Origin of the sequence: Neobacillus terrisolis (genome assembly GCF_051233475.1) — a bacterium.
Lineage (GTDB): Bacteria > Bacillota > Bacilli > Bacillales > Cytobacillaceae > Bacillus_BU.
This window is the reverse complement of sequence record NZ_JBKFGH010000014.1, coordinates 20,215-39,027: the sequence shown is the minus strand read 5'-3', so window position 1 is coordinate 39,027 and position 18,813 is coordinate 20,215. Positions and strand designations below refer to the sequence as shown.

The 18,813-nt window shown below is 38.9% G+C and carries 19 protein-coding genes; 14 read left to right on the top strand and 5 right to left on the bottom strand.

What is annotated here, in order from left to right:
• Window positions 1-28 precede the first annotated feature (28 nt).
• From ACI48O_RS10055 to ACI48O_RS10035, 5 genes are all read left to right on the top strand, one after another.
• Window positions 29-1,207, top strand: a complete 1,179-nt coding sequence (locus tag ACI48O_RS10055; protein WP_435561671.1) for a lipid-transfer protein — start codon at window positions 29-31, stop codon at window positions 1,205-1,207.
• A 121-nt stretch (window positions 1,208-1,328) separates the two neighbouring features.
• A complete protein-coding gene (locus ACI48O_RS10050; protein ID WP_435561670.1) occupies window positions 1,329-1,772 on the top strand; it encodes a MaoC family dehydratase N-terminal domain-containing protein in 444 nt (147 codons plus the stop codon).
• A gap of 32 nt (window positions 1,773-1,804) precedes the next feature.
• Window positions 1,805-2,197, top strand: coding sequence for a MaoC/PaaZ C-terminal domain-containing protein (locus ACI48O_RS10045; protein ID WP_435561669.1), 393 nt, complete (start codon window positions 1,805-1,807; stop codon window positions 2,195-2,197).
• Window positions 2,198-2,216: 19 nt separating this feature from the next.
• Window positions 2,217-3,029 carry an SDR family NAD(P)-dependent oxidoreductase gene (locus tag ACI48O_RS10040; protein WP_435561668.1) on the top strand — a complete coding sequence of 271 codons (813 nt, stop codon included), beginning with the start codon at window positions 2,217-2,219 and terminating at the stop codon, window positions 3,027-3,029.
• 107 nt (window positions 3,030-3,136) lie between these two features.
• Entirely contained in the window at window positions 3,137-4,726 is a 1,590-nt protein-coding gene (locus ACI48O_RS10035; protein ID WP_435561667.1) for a long-chain-fatty-acid--CoA ligase, read from the top strand.
• A 208-nt stretch (window positions 4,727-4,934) separates the two neighbouring features.
• Here ACI48O_RS10035 and ACI48O_RS10030 read toward each other — a convergent pair whose 3' ends face one another.
• The 5 genes from ACI48O_RS10030 to qoxA all read right to left on the bottom strand — a co-directional run bounded on the left by ACI48O_RS10030 (window position 4,935) and on the right by qoxA (window position 10,185).
• Entirely contained in the window at window positions 4,935-5,696 is a 762-nt protein-coding gene (locus ACI48O_RS10030) for a SagB/ThcOx family dehydrogenase (protein ID WP_435561666.1), read from the bottom strand.
• Between the two features lie 521 nt (window positions 5,697-6,217).
• Window positions 6,218-6,499, bottom strand: coding sequence for a cytochrome aa3 quinol oxidase subunit IV (gene qoxD, locus ACI48O_RS10025; protein ID WP_435561665.1), 282 nt, complete (start codon window positions 6,497-6,499; stop codon window positions 6,218-6,220).
• Window position 6,500: 1 nt separating this feature from the next.
• Window positions 6,501-7,097: a cytochrome aa3 quinol oxidase subunit III gene (gene qoxC / locus ACI48O_RS10020; protein ID WP_435561664.1), complete on the bottom strand. Its 597-nt coding sequence runs from the start codon at window positions 7,095-7,097 to the stop codon at window positions 6,501-6,503.
• The gene (gene qoxB / locus ACI48O_RS10015; protein WP_435561663.1) at window positions 7,097-9,043 is read right to left on the bottom strand and encodes a cytochrome aa3 quinol oxidase subunit I; all 1,947 of its coding nucleotides are present in this window, start codon (window positions 9,041-9,043) and stop codon (window positions 7,097-7,099) included. Before qoxB ends, qoxC begins: the two co-directional genes overlap by 1 nt.
• Window positions 9,044-9,288: 245 nt before the next feature.
• A complete protein-coding gene (qoxA, locus tag ACI48O_RS10010) occupies window positions 9,289-10,185 on the bottom strand; it encodes a cytochrome aa3 quinol oxidase subunit II (protein ID WP_435561662.1) in 897 nt (298 codons plus the stop codon).
• A 358-nt stretch (window positions 10,186-10,543) separates the two neighbouring features.
• Here qoxA and ACI48O_RS10005 point away from each other — a divergent pair, with 358 nt between their 5' ends.
• The 9 genes from ACI48O_RS10005 to ACI48O_RS09965 all read left to right on the top strand — a co-directional run bounded on the left by ACI48O_RS10005 (window position 10,544) and on the right by ACI48O_RS09965 (window position 18,800).
• Window positions 10,544-11,566 (top strand): sensor histidine kinase, encoded by a 1,023-nt coding sequence (locus ACI48O_RS10005; RefSeq protein WP_435561661.1) that lies wholly within the window; start codon window positions 10,544-10,546, stop codon window positions 11,564-11,566.
• On the top strand, window positions 11,547-12,155 hold the full coding sequence (locus ACI48O_RS10000; RefSeq protein WP_435561660.1) for a response regulator: 609 nt from the start codon (window positions 11,547-11,549) through the stop codon (window positions 12,153-12,155). Before ACI48O_RS10005 ends, ACI48O_RS10000 begins: the two co-directional genes overlap by 20 nt.
• Window positions 12,156-12,616: 461 nt before the next feature.
• On the top strand, window positions 12,617-12,973 hold the full coding sequence (locus ACI48O_RS09995; protein WP_435561659.1) for a YlbF family regulator: 357 nt from the start codon (window positions 12,617-12,619) through the stop codon (window positions 12,971-12,973).
• Window positions 12,974-13,252: 279 nt separating this feature from the next.
• Window positions 13,253-13,603, top strand: a complete 351-nt coding sequence (locus ACI48O_RS09990) for a hypothetical protein (RefSeq protein ID WP_435561658.1) — start codon at window positions 13,253-13,255, stop codon at window positions 13,601-13,603.
• 205 nt (window positions 13,604-13,808) lie between these two features.
• Window positions 13,809-14,084: a spore germination protein gene (locus ACI48O_RS09985; protein ID WP_435561657.1), complete on the top strand. Its 276-nt coding sequence runs from the start codon at window positions 13,809-13,811 to the stop codon at window positions 14,082-14,084.
• A gap of 19 nt (window positions 14,085-14,103) precedes the next feature.
• On the top strand, window positions 14,104-14,346 hold the full coding sequence (locus ACI48O_RS09980) for a spore germination protein (protein ID WP_435561656.1): 243 nt from the start codon (window positions 14,104-14,106) through the stop codon (window positions 14,344-14,346).
• A 12-nt stretch (window positions 14,347-14,358) separates the two neighbouring features.
• Entirely contained in the window at window positions 14,359-14,781 is a 423-nt protein-coding gene (locus ACI48O_RS09975; protein ID WP_435561655.1) for an Hsp20/alpha crystallin family protein, read from the top strand.
• Window positions 14,782-15,186: 405 nt separating this feature from the next.
• Window positions 15,187-17,067 (top strand): XylR N-terminal domain-containing protein, encoded by a 1,881-nt coding sequence (locus ACI48O_RS09970; RefSeq protein WP_435561654.1) that lies wholly within the window; start codon window positions 15,187-15,189, stop codon window positions 17,065-17,067.
• 224 nt (window positions 17,068-17,291) lie between these two features.
• Window positions 17,292-18,800, top strand: a complete 1,509-nt coding sequence (locus tag ACI48O_RS09965; protein WP_435561653.1) for a 4-hydroxyphenylacetate 3-hydroxylase family protein — start codon at window positions 17,292-17,294, stop codon at window positions 18,798-18,800.
• Window positions 18,801-18,813: the final 13 nt, after the last annotated feature.

The window sequence follows — 18,813 nt, the reverse complement described above, 5'->3', positions numbered from 1 at the left end:
AAAAATCGTTTCACAAGGGGGAATCACAATGTCAAAGCACGCAAATATCATTGGTGTTAGTATGGTCAAATTTGAAAAACCGGGCAAGAATGAGCCTTACGAAATCATGGCTGCAAAGGCCATCAATGGTGCGCTGAAGGATGCGGGAATTTCGTACTCAGATGTTGAGCAAGCCTATGCCAGCTATGTTTACGGGGACAGCACCTGCGGGCAAACCGCACTTTATAAGGTGGGGATGACAGGAATTCCGATTATAAATGTCAACAATAACTGCTCGTCCGGATCTACCGCTTTATTTTTAGCAAGACAGGCAGTGGAATCAGAGGCAGTTGATTGTGTATTAGCGTTTGGGTTTGAGGAAATGAAGCCGGGGGCATTAGGTGAAAATTGGGCTGATCGTACCTCGCCGTTCCAATGGATGAATGACCGGTTTCACCAATTGAATCCCGAAATGCCAGATGGTCCGTTTGCATTGAAGATGTTTGGAGCAGCTGGGTTAGAATATCTGGAAAAATCAGGTGCTAATCCTGACATTTATGGGAAAGTTGCTGTCAAATCACGCCGGCATGCCATCCATAATCCGTATTCTTTATTCACAAAGGAAATGTATTTGGCTGAAGTCATGAATGCACCTGCCGTCTATCCGGGTCTAACACGGTTTATGGCTTGTCCACCAACCTGTGGGGCTGCAGCTGTTATTGTGTGTAGCGAACAATTTGCGAAAAAACACAACATCAATCGTACGGTGAAAATCATTGCCCAAGCAATGTCGACAGATAAACCTGATAGCCATGAGGATTACATGCATTTAGTTGGCAGTGGTATGACTTCAAGGGCCGCCAAGCAAGCTTATGAAATGGCAGGCTTTGGACCTGAAGCCATCGATGTCATCGAGCTTCATGATTGTTTTACTCCGAATGAGGTTATTACTTACGAGGGCTTGGGATTATGTGGCAAAGGCGAAGCGGAGAAATTCATTAATGATGGTGACAATACTTATGGCGGTAGGTTTGTCATCAATCCATCCGGAGGCTTAATGTCCAAGGGTCATCCACTTGGGGCAACCGGTTTGGCACAGGCTACTGAGCTCGTTTGGCATTTGCGAGGAGAAGCAGGAGATCGACAAGTAGAAGGTGCGAGGACTGCCTTACAGCACAACCTAGGCTTAGGTGGAGCATGTGTTGTGACAGTTTACCAAAAAGATTAAGTAGGTCTGTAGAAAATCAATCTTAGTTTCTGCTTCATAAAAAGAAACTTCCGTCTGTGGATTTTTACTACTGAAATAAAAAAATGCCCCCTACCAAAATCGTCGTTAAGGAGTGAAGAAAATGCTAAATAACCTTCCTAATAAAATTGGACTCGAATTTGCGCCATACAGCTATACGGTTGAACGAGGGAAAATTAAAGAATTCTCCCATGCAATTGGCGACGACAACAGCATTTATTACAGTGTTGAGGCTGCCAAAAGCGCAGGGTTTCGCGATGTTCCCGTTCCACCTACGTTTGCAACCGTAATCGACATGTGGGCCGGCCCTGATTTTGAGCAACTAATTGAAGCGCTTGAAATCAATCCGCTCAAAGTACTTCATGGTGAAATGCAGTATACGTATGTAGGTGATATTTGTGCGGGCGATACGATTCATTGCAGTAGCAAGGTCACAGAGGCTATTGAAAAGCGAAAAATGAACCTATTTACAATTGAAACGAAATACAAAAATCAGCATGACGAATTAGTCTTGATTTCCAGATCAGTCGTAATAGAAAGACAGTAATCTATCATTCTTTTAAAAAAAGGAGCGAAACGATGAAAATACTTCAACCATTGGAAAAACCACCGATTACACATAGCCAATTAGTTCGTTATGCTGGAGCGTCGGGTGACTTTAATCCGATTCATACAGTTGTTCCCATTGCTAAAAAAGCGGGACTGGATGACGTGATTTCGCACGGAATGCTGGTGATGGGATTTGCTGGGCAAGCACTGACACAATGGTTTCCGCGTCAAAATTTACGGGATTTTAAGGTTCGTTTTGTTAATATGACTCATCCTGGCGAGAAGTTAACCATCACAGGGCAAATTACGGAGGAAATAGAATGCGCCGGCGAAACAAGGATGTTAGGCGAATTGGTTGTAAAAAGCAATGAGCAAGTGAAACTATCAGGGATTTTTGAAGTTATAAAGGATGATAACGAATAATCGGAATGGAGGGAAATAAGTGAAATTACTAGAAAATCAAGTTGCGATTATTACAGGATCCGGTCGAGGTGTCGGCCGAGCTCTAGCTGAAATCATGGTCGAGCATGGAGCAAAGGTGGTTATTTCCGATAAGGAACATCATGTTGCTGAGGAAACTTTACAAGCCATTACGGCAAAAGGTGGGGAAGCGATTTCCGTTGTCGGGGATGTCACGGAGGTTCATTTTCCAAAAAAGCTGATCGATGAAACGATTGCGGCTTTTGGAAAGCTAGACATTTTAGTCAACAATGCTGGATATACGTGGGATAGTTTAATTCATAAAATGTCCGATGAGCAATTTCAGAAGATGCTCGACATTCATCTTGTCGCTCCATTCCGATTGATTCGCGAAGCGGCTCCATACCTTCGTGAAGCTGGTAAGCAGGATATCGAGGTGGGCAAGGTCCATTATCGAAAAATCGTGAATGTATCATCTGTTGCCGGAGTGACGGGGAACGTTGGACAGGCTAATTATGCTTCGGCGAAGGCAGGATTAATTGGTCTCACGAAAACGGTTGCGAAGGAATGGGCTGGATTCAATGTGAATTGTAATGCCGTTGCCTTTGGGATGATTGACACGCGCTTAACTCAGCCGAAGGAAAAAGGAGAATCGGTTGACGGGGTGGCAGTCGGAATTCCAGAAAAGGTCAGAAAGATGTTCGAGCAATCGATTCCACAAAAGCGGGCCGGAACGATGAGAGAAGCCGCTGAAGGAATCTTTTATCTCGCCTCGCCATTATCCAATTATGTAAATGGGCAGGTGCTTAATATTAATGGTGGGATGTACACCTGAATTTTTGGTCAGTGACCATGGGTCCATTTTTCTATTAATCGCCTAGGTATGGTGTGTTCTGTTATATATGCGATTTTCATTTTATTAACAAATAAGGGAGAGATTATATGTTAATTTCAAAGGGGCTTCTTCATGCAGCACGAACTTTTCCAGAAAAAGTTGCCATGATTGATGGAGACAAACGATTTACGTATTCTCAATTTGCCGCAAGAACTGCGAAAATCAAGCATTCACTCTCTCAGCTAGGTGTTAAAAAAGGGGATCGGGTTGCTGCCCTGCTTTTAAATGAATTTCGTTATTTAGAGATTATGTATGGGACAACAGCACTTGGAGGGATTATCGTCCCAATCAATACTAGATTAAGTGCCGAAGAGATTTCGTTTATCTTAAATGATGCCGGGGTTGAAGTTTTATATATTCATCCGGAATTTTTAGGGGTATTATCGCAAATTAAACAACAAGTGAAAGGGCTGCGCCATGTCATTCTAGCTTCGGATGAAGACGATCCTTCGATTCCGGATGTTCAAAGCGATATCCTTCAATATGAGGTATTGCTGAAACAACAGCCTGAACAACCATTATCATTTGAGGGTATATGCGAGGATGATGTTGCCGGTCTTTATTACACAGGAGGGACAACCGGACGTTCAAAGGGGGTCATGCTCACTCACAAGAACATCGTCATGAACGCCTATCATAGTATTTTATTTTACAGTGTCCTGAAGGAAGATGATGTGTATCTTCACGCTGCACCGATGTTCCATTTAGCAGATGGAGCTGCAACGTTCTCCATTACGATGTTAGGTGCGACTCATACTTTCATCCGTTCGTTCACACCAAATGGGGTGCTGGAGGTCATTAAGGAGGCGAAGGTAACTGCATCGTTGCTAGTGCCAACGATGATTAATTTGCTCTTGAACATGCCGGAATTTGATAAACCATACGTCAATTCGTTGCGGACGATTATTTACGGAGCATCGCCAATGGCGGTCAGTGTTCTGCAGAAAGGCTTAGAAAAGCTGGAGAATGTTCAATTTTGGCAAGCCTACGGTATGACGGAAGCGGCTCCAATTCTTACTATGCTTCATGGGCAAGACCATCTCCTCGATGGAAGCGAAGAAAAAATCAAGCGTTTGGCAGCAGCTGGTCGTCCTATTCCGGGAATCGAGATGAAGGTAGTTGCTCCTGATGGCAGGGAAACAGCGATTGGTGAAGTCGGGCAATTCGTGGCCAAAGGGCCAAATATCATGAAGGGCTATTGGAACTTACCGGATGAAACCGCCAACGCCCTGCGCGATGGCTGGTATTATACCGGTGATTTGGGCTATCGGGACAAAGATAACTATTTTTATGTGGTCGACAGGGCAAAGGATATGATTATTACAGGCGGAGAGAATGTTTATTCTGTTGAAGTAGAACAGACAATTAGCCAGCTTCCAGAAGTGCTGGAGTGCGCGGTTCTAGGTGTCCCGGATGAAAAGTGGGGTGAGGCGATTAAGGCTGTTGTGGCTTTGAAAAAAGCAAACAGTATTACGGAGGAAGAAATCATCGCTTATGTAAAGCAAAAGCTGGCTAACTACAAGGTGCCAAAATCGGTTGAATTTGTTGCCGAGCTTCCAAAAAGCGGCGCTGGTAAAATCTTAAAACGAAACCTCCGCGATCAATATTGGCAGACGGAGGGAAGGAGAGTAAACTAATTTATTCATTTCCGATCATTTTTAACATTTTGGTAGGCATTTCATAATGACAACGGTACAGATCCTACAGGTGCAATTTGTTCATCCTAGGATGACAGAAACAGCTAGCGAACTGCCCAAAATACTACGTAATGCAGAAAAAATGTCGTGGACGTATCAGATATGAACTAAATGGACCCGGATTGAGGGGCAATTAGCCCCTTTGTTTTTATGTTCGTTTTTTCCCAACGGCACCGAGGTATAGGACAAATTCTTCATCCCCGTCCAAACCTAGGACCTCATCAATTAATTTTTGGTCATAAATACCGATCGCGCATGCTCCTGCGTCAACGGATTCACTAGCTAAATAAAGGTTTTGGCATACATGTCCAACGTCGATGAGAATTTTCTTGTGTGCTGAAATATCATATTTCCATTCAGAACGGTAGGGAGTAGTGCTCCATGCAAATACCACGGCAGCCCTTTTGGCAAAGTTAGGTACAAATGGCTGGTCAAGTGTGATAGCATCGATTTTGTTATCTATTTCAGATAATTCATGCATAAATAAGAGTTTGTGGTCTTCTGGTAGATATCTGTAAACCCCTTGTTGAAGACCTTCAATCCTCATAATGAAAAGATAGGTTTCAAATGTATGTGTGGCCCCGCTGCAAGGGACTGTTCGGAGTATAAGTCCGCCTTTATTGGTACCAGTGATGCCTTGTGTAGCCCACAAAAGATAGGATAACTCATCAATGGTTAAACTTTCCTCAGAATAAAGTCGTGTACTTCTCCTTTCCTTTATGCACCCATAAATAGTTTGCCTTTTTACAATTTCCTCTTTAACGTCCGGCAGATTCACTATGTCAGAAGATGAGTCATAGGGCTTAACAGTTGGTGGTTTTGGCAGTCCTTTTGCCTTATCGGTTTTAATGTGTTTAAACTCAAGAAAATTAGATTTTAAAAACTGTCTCTGTTGTTCATATCGACCCATGATAGAACCTCCAATAAATTGAATTCTTTACATGGAGATATTATACCCAATGTGGTATGTCTTCTGTGATGTGTATCATAATAATCGAGAAAATTTAAGCTATGGATGAATTAACGAAGGACTTGATCCCATATGAGGATACATTTCTATACCTTGCACGCCAGATATAATGTGTGCTAGGGAAGCAAATGGGAGTATTTCAACAATCGAAAAAACGCTTAGCCCTTTGAAGCGGACATACGTTCCGCTATTTATCGAAAAAAGGGTATTTTGAGAGGACAAACGGACATAGGTTCCGTTATTAGCCTAAAATAGAGCAATTTTTCATGTTTTTAAAGCAAATAGCGTACCTGATGTCCGCATCCACTTCAATTTAGTGGTTTTTTTTAAAAATAAGGTCCTCCGTGTCCGCATAATTACGAGTAGCATTCGTACAAAAAAAACGCTGTTGAAATCAGAATCAACAGCGTTTTTTTATATGATTATTTATCTGAATAGCTTTGTGATTTTCTAGGAGATGTCTACATATCCCAAAGGAAAATGAGTAGTGTTCCAAAAACAGTAATTAAGGCCATTGTAACCATAAAAAGGATTTTTCCATAGATAATCCATCTATCCTCTGTTTCCCCAGCATGCATGAAGAAAACTAGTTGCAACAAAGCCTGTGCCAACGCTGTAACCATTAAAATAGTGATCCCTTGTGCAAATGATAGCTGAAGGAAATAAACCATAAGGGCAATTACTGTTAAAAAGATAGAAAAGACAAATCCCATTATTTGTTTGCGCGGAAATAATTCGCTCATTCTACAACATTCCTTTCAAATAGATGAAGCTGAAGATAAAGATCCAGACGACATCTAAGAAATGCCAATATAGTGAAAAAATAAATGATTTATTAGCTGTTTCAGGCGTCAACCCTCGTTTTCTCACTTGTAAAAGGATGGCGATCCCCCAAAATAATCCGAAGGTAACGTGTCCACCGTGTGTTCCAAGTGTAGTCATAAGGATCGCTGTAAACGCACTTGTCTGCAAGGTTGCCCCCTCGTGAATATAAGTAATAAATTCATCGATTTCGAAGCCCAAGAAAGCTAGACCAAGAAGAAGAGTGATCATAAAGAACGACATCATCGCTTTTTTACGCCCTATCCGCATTGCGTGAACACCAAGGCCAATCGTAAAACTACTTGTTAATAAAATAAAAGTCTCAATTAAAACAGGGGTCAGTTCGAAAATCTCAGCTCCACTGGGACCTGTTCCTGTTCTATGCTCCAGTGTAAAATAGGAAGTAAAAAGTGTTGCAAAAAGCATAATTTCAGCAGCAAGAAAAACCCAGAAGCCAAAAATATTTAGATCATTTTGTTTCGTACTATATTCTAACGGAAGCGTATGATCTACTTTCATTAGCTTACACCTCGCAAATTGGTTTCGGTTTTTTTAATTTCATCAACAGAAATATATCGTCCGTGATCTTTTTCAAATGAACGATGGAACAAGCATACAACGATTCCAATCGTCGAAATAATCGTCGGGATCCATAGTGAGAAAATGAGAGAGAAGCCCCAGACAAAGAATATTGCACTTAGTATAAAAGGAACTCCGCTATTATTAGGCATATGAATTTTTTCTACTTTTCCAGGAAACAGATTGTGACCTTTTTTCTTCATATCCCAAAATGCTTCGGTTGAAGCCACATGCGGTTCAATCGCAAAGTTATATTCCGGTACAGGAGTATGAGTTGCCCATTCAAGCGACCGTGCATCCCAAGGATCCTCGCCAATATTTCTTGACGAATATCGGACACTATAATAAATATTGTAGACAATTAAAGCAAAGCCAATGGCCATAATACCTGCTCCAACAAAGGAAACCATATTTAATAATCCATAGCCGGTTACTTCTGAATAGGTATACATACGACGAGCCTGCCCGTCTAAACCGGTAATGTACATTGGGAAGAATGCGAAGCAAAATCCGATAGAAAGAAGCCAGAATGCCCATTTCCCAATTCTTTCATTTAACATAAAGCCAAACATCTTTGGCCAATAGTACGTCAGACCTGCAAGCATGGCAAATGCAAAACCAGGAATAAGGGTATTATGGAAATGTGCTACTAAGAACATTGTGTTATGGTACTGGTAGTCAGCAGCCGACATCGCCAGCATTACCCCTGTCATACCACCGATTACAAATAACGGAATAAAACCGATGGAGTATAACATCGGAACGGTAAACCGGATTTTCCCTCTCCATAATGTGAATAACCAGTTGAAAATCTTAACCCCTGTTGGAACCGAAATTGCCATTGTTGTAATCGAGAAAAAGCTGTTTGCTAGAGCCCCTTGGCCCATTGTAAAGAAATGGTGCGCCCAAACCATACAGGAAAGAGCAGAAATAATAACCATTGAAGCAACCATTGATTTATATCCATAAAGATTTCGACCAGAAAATGTTGAGATGATCTCGCTGTATAGACCAAATGCAGGCAAAATAAGGATATAAACTTCAGGGTGTCCCCAAACCCAGAACAGGTCGGCCCAGAGCATATCCATGCCGCCATTTGTTGTTGCGAAGAAGTGGGTTCCAAATAATCTGTCCATCGTTCCCATCACAAGTGCAACAGTTAACACAGGGAAAACGGTAACAATAATAAGGTTTGTAACCAAAACACTCCATGTGAAAATTGGCATTTTCATTAATGTCATGCCTGGTGCTCTCATTTTAAAAATAGTCGTGATCATGTTAATTCCAGTCAAAAGCGACCCAAGTCCTGATATTTGAATGGAAATCATATAATAGTTGGTACCAACTGATTTACTGAAATCGTTCCCTGCAAGTGGAAAATAAGAAGTCCACCCTGCGTCAGGAGATCCCCCGACCACAAAAGAGATATTAAATAGCATGGCACCAAAGAAGAATAGCCAAAAACTTAAGGCGTTTAATCTTGGAAATGCAACATCTCGAGCTCCTATTTGTAACGGAACTACATAGTTCATAAAGGCAAAGATAAAAGGCATGGCCATAAAAATGAGCATGATGACCCCGTGCGTCGTGAAAACCTCATTATAGTGCTGGGCATCAAGCAACTTATTATTAGGCATAGCAAGTTGTGCACGCATCATGATCGCATCGATTCCACCACGGAATAACATAATTAAAGAAGCAAATAAATACATGATTCCGATTCGTTTGTGATCAACCGTTGTTAGCCATTCACGCCATAAATAGCCCCATTTTTTAAAATAGGTTAAACCAGCGATTATTCCGAGCATTGTTAGTCCAATCAAAGCCATTGATACATATATTGCTAGACTAGGATTTGGTACAGCAAATCGTTCAAAAAATTCCACTGTTCTTTACTCCTTTAAGGAAATTATTTTTCCAACTACTTATTTTTGAATGTGTTAAATTTGAATGTTGATTTCCGCTCCAGGCACTTCGCTTTCCGCGGGGCTAGTTGGGAGCCTCCTCGGCGCTTTCGCGCCTGTGGGTCTCCCATACCAGCTACTCCCGCAGGAGTCTTCGTGCCTTCCACTCCAATCAACTTGCGAAAAATCTACACTAACCTTTAACACAGCTTATTTTATAAAATCAATTACTCATGACTTCCTTGTTCAGTGTCCTCTAATGGTAAAGTATTACACTCGTCCTCTTCTTCTCCATGGTGAAGGTGTTCAGGAGCAGGACTAAATGCTAAGTGAGTACCTGTAAAGGTCATTTGTCCGAGATGCCCCGGTTTTAATAATTCATTAAATTTTTCCTCTGTTAGCGGTTTAGCAGTATTCTTAACATCTGTTGTCCATTCATCGAACTCTTTTTCTGACATTGCTGTAACATTAAACGTATTTTCAGCAACTCCTTTACCGCTAAAGTTCGCGTTTCGGCCTATCATTTCTCCCGGTTCATCAGCGGCAAGGTGTAATGTTGTGACCATGTCGGCCATTGCATATTTCTGTCCGCCCAGCTGCGGAATCCAGAAGCTTGTTATCGGTCCGTATGAATAGAGCTTGAATTCAATCGGACGGTCAGTAGGGATATACAAATAATTAACCGTTTCAATATTTTCTTCCGGGTAACTAAAATGCCATTTCCAGTCTGACGACGAAGCGTAAATGACAAGAGGCTCTTTGTCCTCATATCCTTGCGGCTTTGCTTCGACAATATAGTTACTTTGTACCGATACGATCGAAAGATAAGTAACGATGATGACCGGTATTCCTACACAGACAAGTTCAACCCATTTGCTCCCTTCAATGTGGGGAGGTTCATAGTTCGGACTTTGCTTTGAAGCACGATATTTAACTAACATGTAAATCAAAATAACAAAAACAACAATTACAATAGATGACATGATCCAAATCGCAACCCAAATATCATGAGCTTGTCTTTCGGCCTGCGGCCCTTTCGGGTCAAGAACCATGAGTGGTTCACATCCTGTAAGCACCGTGGCAATAGTGAAAAAAAGCGCTAATAAAGCCATTTTTAATTTCATACAAGTACCCCTTTCTCTTACTTCAGCAATATAATCTTTCTTAATTTATTAGGTCAGCCCCAAATCTCACATCTCTCCTTTGTTCATAAAAACAGATTTATTCTCCTTTGAAAGAATAAGCAGACATATATCATGCTAAGGAATGTTCTTATTAATAATATTTAAAACATTTGTAATGTCCGTATAAGGTTTTTCCCTTATTAGTGTTTGTAATTGTGACAAAATTTCGAAATATCTATGTATTTGTTATTTTTGGTGTATCATACTTACCAAGAAATATATAAACAAAATCCAGTTCCTTATAGTTACTCTCAATGTGCTGTAGGTTATAAAAAAATAAAATAGGAAGTGTATGGATATGGATGTCGAGTGGTTTAAGGAAGCTTTTGAACATATGCTCGAAGGAATAATCATGATGGATAGTTCACGTCGAATTACATACATGAATCCGTTAGCTCACCAAATGACCGGATGGGAATTAGCTGAACCAGTTCCTTTCTGTTCATATTGCCAGATACGATACGTCAAGGAAGGTGAGGAACGTTGTGTTTTAGCTAATCCGGATCCCTTACCAGCTTTTCAGGCAACGTTGCCAACATATAAAGGGCTAAACGAATCTTTTGAGATGAGTCTATCCCCATTTTTCATAAAAGACCAAAAATATTGGGTACTTGTTTTACGAAATCCGAAATGGACAACAGAAAAACAACAACTGAAAATCAAACAACTATTGATTCATGACACAATGTCAGCTCAAGAAGCTGAGAGGATTCGTATCGCTAGAGAGTTGCATGACCATATTGGCCAAACCGTGTACAGTGTTTTTCTTGGATTGCAATCCATGAAATCCTATATCCAAGATGAGGATTTTACATCCCACTTAAAGAAAATGGAGGCTGGTTTGGGAAAAACATTAGAAGATATTAAACGGTTATCGAAAGAGCTACATCCTTCTACTCTTGAACATTTAGGATTAGAAACCACGCTTCGTAGATTTGCCAAAGACTGGTCGTTGTTGTATGGAGTAGAATGTACCTCTGATATTGATTTGGAAGGAACTCATTTATCCAAAGAGCACTCCTTGCACATCTTTCGGATTATTCAAGAAGCGGTCCTTAATGCAGTGAGGCATGGTGATCCCAAGCTTGTAACTATTCAATTGAAAGTAAAAGAGAATCAAGTACAGTTTGAAATTTTTGATAATGGAATAGGATTTGATGTGAAAAACAAGCAAAGTAAGGGGCTTGGTCGATATCATATGATAGAAAGAATTCATATGATTGGAGGAGAAATACAGTGGATAAGTGAAAAAGGGAAATATACAATCGTAGAAGGTTATGTTCCATTAGGGGAGATAGAAAATGAACGTACTGATTATTGATGATCACTCTATTGTGAGGGACGGTCTAGCCCTATTAATTAAACAAACTATGGATGTTAATGGAGTTCTTTTCGCTTCAGATGGTCAGGAGGCCATTCAGCAGTTCTTAAAGTATCCAGTGGATTTAGTCCTCTTGGATTTATCATTGACCTATCCACTAGAAGGATTAGAAGTTCTAAGAGAACTTCGGATGGTTTCAAGTGATGTCAAAATTGCTATTTTTTCGATGCATGATGAAATAGAGTATCAAAAACAAGCGTTCGATCTGGGAGCAGATGGCTATTTAATTAAAAAATTACATGGCGATGAGATTATACAAGAGATTCGAAATATACTAGCTGGACGAAGAGTATTTAATGAGGCTGTTTTTGAAGGAGAAGGATCAGAACAATATAGTCTTCCTTTATCTTCTAGAGAGAAAGAGGTATTTATTTTTACTGTCCTTGGCTACACACAAAAGGAAATAGCAAACCGGTTAAACATAGCCATTAAAACGGTTGAGGTTCACAGAAGGAATATAGGCCAAAAACTAGGATTTAAGAAAAAAAGTGAATGGATTGAGTTAGCAAAGAAATACAAAATTGTATAGAAATAGGTTGGTTTTACTTTGTTTAAAAAATAAACGGAACAATTCCGTTTAAATTGGGAAATTCTCATAATAACCTTAAAATAAGCGGATTTTTTCCGTTTATATGATCCAAATCTTTGTATTTTGTTTTATTTAGAGCAGTTAACCGGAATATATCCGCTTAATTCCGCTTCTTAAGCATCCCTTTATAAAATAGCCGGAAATTTTGCTTAAAAGCTCTCATCCATATACGAAAATCAACATGTTGATTATCAAATAAATTCTTTTAATGAGGCAGGTGCTCTAAGGACCAGCCTTTTTTTTATGCTGATTTGTTGATTGCTGCATTGAACCTGTATATATTTTTAGACTCAAAACTCGTTGTTTCAATACTTGCTCCTTTTTAAAACTGCTTCATACACTATTCCTGAAGCAATCGGATAAAAATAGAAGGGGACTAAAGACAGGGAGGAGTTATTGATATGTCCGAAAATTTATTTGAAGCAGCTCATTATCTTGAAAAGATTTTTCGTGCAAGCAATGAATATCAAAGGTTTCAGACACTTTGCAATGAACTGAATACCGACCCGCAGGTAATGCAAATACTTAATCAAATGAACAAATTAAATTATCAACTACAGCAAAAACAAATGATGGGTCAGGAAATAAGACAGCAAGAAGTTGAAACATTAAAAAATATGGAGGCAGTTGCACAACAACATGTAAAGATTAAACAGTTTTTGGAGGCTGATTACCATATAAATATGCTGCTGATGGAATTAAACAAAATTATTTCAAAACCGTTGGAGGATCTGTACGTTCAACTAGGCGGAAAATAGGAAAAATGCAATGGAAAACAAAAATAATCAAAAAACGGAAAAATAGGCAAAAATCTATCCAGTTCATGATATGGACACATACACTATGTGTGAAAATACATGAGGAGGAAAATAGAGATGGTGTCTGTAGACGTTAAATTTACAAGAGGTAAAACATAACTGTTTCATGTGGCAAGTCAACTAATATTTGAAATATGACTGAAAAAATAGATTCAAATTTTTTAGGATTGTAGATTGTTAATTTATGAATTAATTTACCATTATGGGAGGAATTAATCTATGTACAGCGAATTTGAGCCTGTTCAAGCGCATGAGAATGAGGAAAGAATTTTTGGCAGAAGACCGTTTGGATTCGGAAGACCGTTTGGGTTTGGAAGACCGTTTGGATTCGGAAGACCGTTTGGGTTTGGAAGACCATTTGGATTTGGAAGACCGTTTGGGTTTGGGAGACCATTTGGTTTCGGAAGACCATTTGGCTTTGGTTTTGGATTTAATCCCTTTTTAGGAGGATTGGCAGGAGGATTATTAGGTAGTGCATTGTTGGGACCGTACGGTTACGGCTATGGCTATGGGTACCCGTATTATGACTATGGTTATGGATATCCTGCTTACCCTTATTATTGGTACTAAATTTTACCGTTCTATCTTTGAAAAATAGCTCAACTTGGTTGAGCTATTTTTCATTTATGTAATAATTTTTTCGGCAACCACCAGACTGTTATCGAGGTAGATTGTCCTTTTTCCTGAATTCCAGATGTTAAAGGAACATATAGGCGCTATTAAACATAAAGTGAGGATAAGATAAGATACGTTAAAGGATAGAAAGGTGATACAAATGCCATCAGTTGTAATTAATTTACATTATTTAAAAATCAATAGTATTTCTGGTAATGGCTCCATCACAATTGGTGAAGCATCTTACAATAGTCCAACCGCCTATAACAAATCTCAGGGAATAAATTCATCTTATGGTGATACATCACCTACAGAAGCAATCATGGAAAATTTATTAAATGATCCTGATGTAAACGATCAAACTTCAATTGGTAATGCGGATAACGCTTATGTTAGTACACCAATGGGCCCAGTGCCGCCAATTCCACCAATTTAGATAAAAGGAGTTACTTGACATGCCTTACCAAATCAATATTTTTAATATCAAGGTAAACGGTGCTAATCAAAACGGGAATATTGATATAGGACCTACAGTTCATAACAGTCATACAGCTAATAGTAAATTTATTGGAGCTAATTTTTCATTAGGTGATTTTTCGCCACCAACTGCAGTTTTAAATTCAAGGAATGTAGATCCAGATGTAAGTGATCAGGATCAAATAGCGAATCCTTCTATGCCTATTGCCAACCAAATATAAAGGAGCAGGAAGATGGACATAGAGAAAATGAGAAAATGGTTACAAATAACGAATGAATACAAGAAAACAGATTTTTGGACTCGTGTACTCGAAGAAAAATATCCTGATGAAATGGTAAAAGTAAGTCATTACCAACCAAAATATGATATATACCAAAATGAATACTATAACTTTATTATTCTCGAAATACCGGGTGTTAATCGTGAAAATCTTTCACTAAACTTAATCTCAAATACGCAATTAAAAATTAAAGGAATAATTCATCCTATATTACAACTTGAAAAAGAAATCAAAAGGGAAAGAATATATGGAGAATTCGAGCGAATAATCAATCTTCCAGAAGCAACATATGCACAACACATGAATATTCAAATGATTGATGGTTTACTTCAAATTTCATATCCTCGAAATGTTGAGCCTATCAAATTTACTTGAAACGGAGAAACATCTTGAATGAAACATGATTGGTAAAACAAGGACGGTTACTTAAGCAGAAAATCGGGAATTTTGCCTGCAAAAAGGTACAACTCGCAGTTTTTGCTGGTTGTGCCTTAACTTTTAACTTATTTATTATTTATAAATACTAAACTTGAAGGCCAGTAAAGGAATGGTTTCAATTTAGACAGAGTTAGCTGTTAGGAAAATAAACTTAAACATAATTACATATGACGGTTTTACATATTCAAAGGCGGAATTCGCCCAGTTTGGTGAAAAACTGATGTTGAAAGTTGTTTTAGACTTTGAATTGACAGAAAATTCAGTTATAATTATTGAATTAAACCATCATCATAAAAATGAACTTGAATGTTATACAAAATCATCTCGTGAAGGGGAAATAGGATGGAGCCAAATCAAGTTCTACTCAATCATGATTTATTGCGTATTTTTCAAAAGAACGATTTGCTTTATTGCAATAATGAACGATCAGTGATTATTCCGACGTTGGCTTTTGGCGTTTTACAGCGAGATTTAATTGAAAATATTGGGATAGAGAGGATGAAAAGCTTTTTCTTTAAATACGGCTGGCATTTAGGTAAAGAGGATGCGAAAGCTGTAATTGATAATGATTCACTAAGTTTTGCTGAAAAGATTGAGTATGGTCCGAAAATACATGCATTAAAAGGACATGCTAAATCAAAAATTACCGATTATCAGTTAGAGATAGACGGAAATAAGGTAAAATCGATTCGTTATCTTGGAAAATGGGAAAAATCCTTCGAGGCAGCACAGCATATTGAAAATTTAGGAAAGGCAGAAGAACCTGTATGTTTCACGCTTACTGGTTATGCGAGCGGATATGTAAGCGCTTTAATTAATGAAGTGGTCATTTTCAAAGAACTTCAATGTGAAGGGCAGGGGGCCCCTTGTTGTATTTGGGAAGGGCTCAGACTTACCGAATGGGATGAGAAGGGAGAAGAACTTCAATATAGCCACAAAGAATTACCAGTGATCAAGGAGCTTGAGCAAACCTATCAAAAGTTGTTAATTGAAAAAAATAATTTATCATTTGTAACCAAAATCCATGCGGATCTAACTGATGAAGTAATAAAAGGGAATAACATCCAGTCAGTTTTGGATATTGTGAATCATCAAATCAATCTTCCTGTTATTGTCGAAAATATTCATCATCAGGTGTTGGCGAAAAAAGGTATCAATGTTGAACAGTACAAGCCATTCAAGCATGAATTTAATGATTTTTTGAAAAAAAATCTACCGATAAAAAACACGATGGTTATTCACCTGCCAAGCGGTTCTAGACTTGTTACACCCATTTTTTTAGACGAAAAAATTATTGGATATTGTTCATTTCTTTATAGTAATGAAAATATCCCTAATCTTGATATTGATTCGATGATTATTGGAAGGGTCTCGAACATTTGCTCATTGTTATTTTTTAAAGAAAAAACAGAACTTGAATCAATGGAACGGGTTAAGGGGCATTTTTTAGAAGAAATCATTAGTGGCAAGTATGTTTCTGCTTCTGAGATTATTAGAAAGGCAGGCTTTCTTAATCTGAATTTAACCGATTGCTACTATGTACTTTATTTAAGCTATCAGGTTACGAAACAATGTCGAGAAAAAGAACTTACTCTACACACAAATATTTTTGAAACAGTAAGTTCCTTTTTTAATGAAAAGCAGAGCAATGTATTAATCAGTCAACGCGCTGATAGTTTATTACTCTTAATTCCTGAAAATCAATTGAAAGTACAAAATATCGAAAAAAACACTCATTCTCTTTTATCTCATCTTAAAAAGCATATAAAAAATGTATCGTTCTTAGCCGGTATCAGTAAAGCAAACGATAACATTGTCGATGCTGCTGTAGCAGTCGAAGAAGGACGCTCAGCCGTAAGATTATCTTCAAGGGAAAAGCCAATCACCAGCTTTGATGAATTGGGAGTGATAGGTGTCTTAATTAATGAGCATAATGAAAAAGCGCTGCGAAAAATTATACGAGATACCCTTGGAAAGCTTTATGAAAATCTTGATAGCAATAAAATTGAATTAATCGAGACGCTTTATCATTTCCTTGTTAATGGCGGGAATCTTGAACAAACTGCAGTCCAGTTGGCGCTATCAATCAGCGGGCTTCGCTATCGTCTTAACAAAATTACCGACCTCCTTAAACAGGATCTACGTAATCCTCAAGTTAGCTTCCAACTGCTCATTGCCCTGAAAGTTTTAAAAATTATCGATTATCATTTGTTTGAAAAATAATCCGTAAATAGGTTTTATAAAAGTCAGTCACATTCATGGAAATTAGCCATGGATGGGGGCGGGCTTTTTTTATTATTAAAATTAAACTAACAGTGATTGGTGGTTAATTTAATTATTTCTGACAGTCTGTGTCATTGTGCAGAATTTTCTGATTATTTAATATAAGGATTGTAGAAACATTAAAAACATTCTCATCAAAATTAAAGAAATGGAGCTGAGGAAATTTGCTTAATGGACAAGAGTATTTGGAAAGTCTCCGGGATGGACGTGAGGTTTATTTAAATGGCGAAAAGATTGACGATGTTACGATACATCCTGCCTATCGAAATGCTGCTCGCTCTTATGCCAGAATGTATGATGCACTGCATGCCCCAGAAACGCGTGATATTTTAACTACTACAACCGAAAATGGCGATCGAACGCATCGCTTTTTTAGAACACCTGAAAGCGCTGAGGATTTACTGGGCGCACGTGATGCTATTGCTGAATGGGCGAAGTTGAGCTACGGATTTATGGGGCGGACTCCAGATTATAAAGCCTCCTTCATCGGACATTTAAATGCATTTGCTCATTATTACGAAGGCTTTGAAGACAATGCAAAGGCCTGGTACAAAAAAGCCACAAAGGAAGTTCCATTTGTTAACCATACGATTATTAACCCACAAGTAGATCGCTCCAAACCTCTACATGAAAATAAGGATGTCTTTGTCCGTGCCGTGGCAGAAAAAGATGACGGAATAATTGTAAGCGGTGCCAAAATGGTTGGAACGGCTGCTGCACTAACGAATTATAACTTCGTCGCTAACTACGGAACGATTGATTTAGGGGACGGAGATAAAAGCCATGCGCTGATATTCTTTGTACCCATGAATGCTCCAGGATTAAAGATGATCAGTCGACAATCCTATGAATTGCAAGCTGCAACCACTGGCACTCCATTTGATTATCCACTTTCAAGTCGATTTGATGAAAATGATGCCGTTATTGTGTTGGATAACGTATTTATTCCTTGGGAGAATGTGCTTGCTTACCGAAATTTGGAGGTTTCCAATAACTTTGCGGCGGTAAGTGGATTTATTCCACGCTTTACCTTCCATGGCTGTACTCGCCTAGCCGTAAAGTTGGACTTTATGACTGGCCTGTTATTAAAAGCGACCGAGGCAGCTGGAACGAAGAATTTCCGTGGTGTTCAAGCAAAAATTGGTGAAGTGGTCGCTCTTCGAAATATGTTCTGGGGCTTATCAACGGCGATGGCAACTGCACCTGAAAAAGGACCGAATGGACTAGTCATTCCGAACTCATATTCAAGTGCTGCGTACCGTGCTCTTGCACCGCTTGCCTGGGTAAAAGTAAAAAATATTTTCGAGCAGGTGGTTGCAGGAGGATTAATCCAATTGCCATCCAGTTCAAAAGACTTTTTAAACCCTGAATTAAAACCATACCTGGATACTTACTATCGTGGTACGGGTATCAATGCTGAAGACAGAGTGAAATTACTGAAAATGGTTTGGGATACAATCGGCACCGAGTTTGGCGGCCGTCATGAATTATATGAGGTTAACTATGCAGGCAATCATGAAAACATCAATATGGAAGCATTATTCCATTTTGAAGCCACAGGTGCCGCAGATCTTCAAAGAGCATTTGTAGATTCCGCTTTAAATGATTATGACTTACATGGTTGGACGAACAGCACCTGGGCCGATCAATCAAGAGAATTTATTAACAAATAAAAAAGGGGGACTA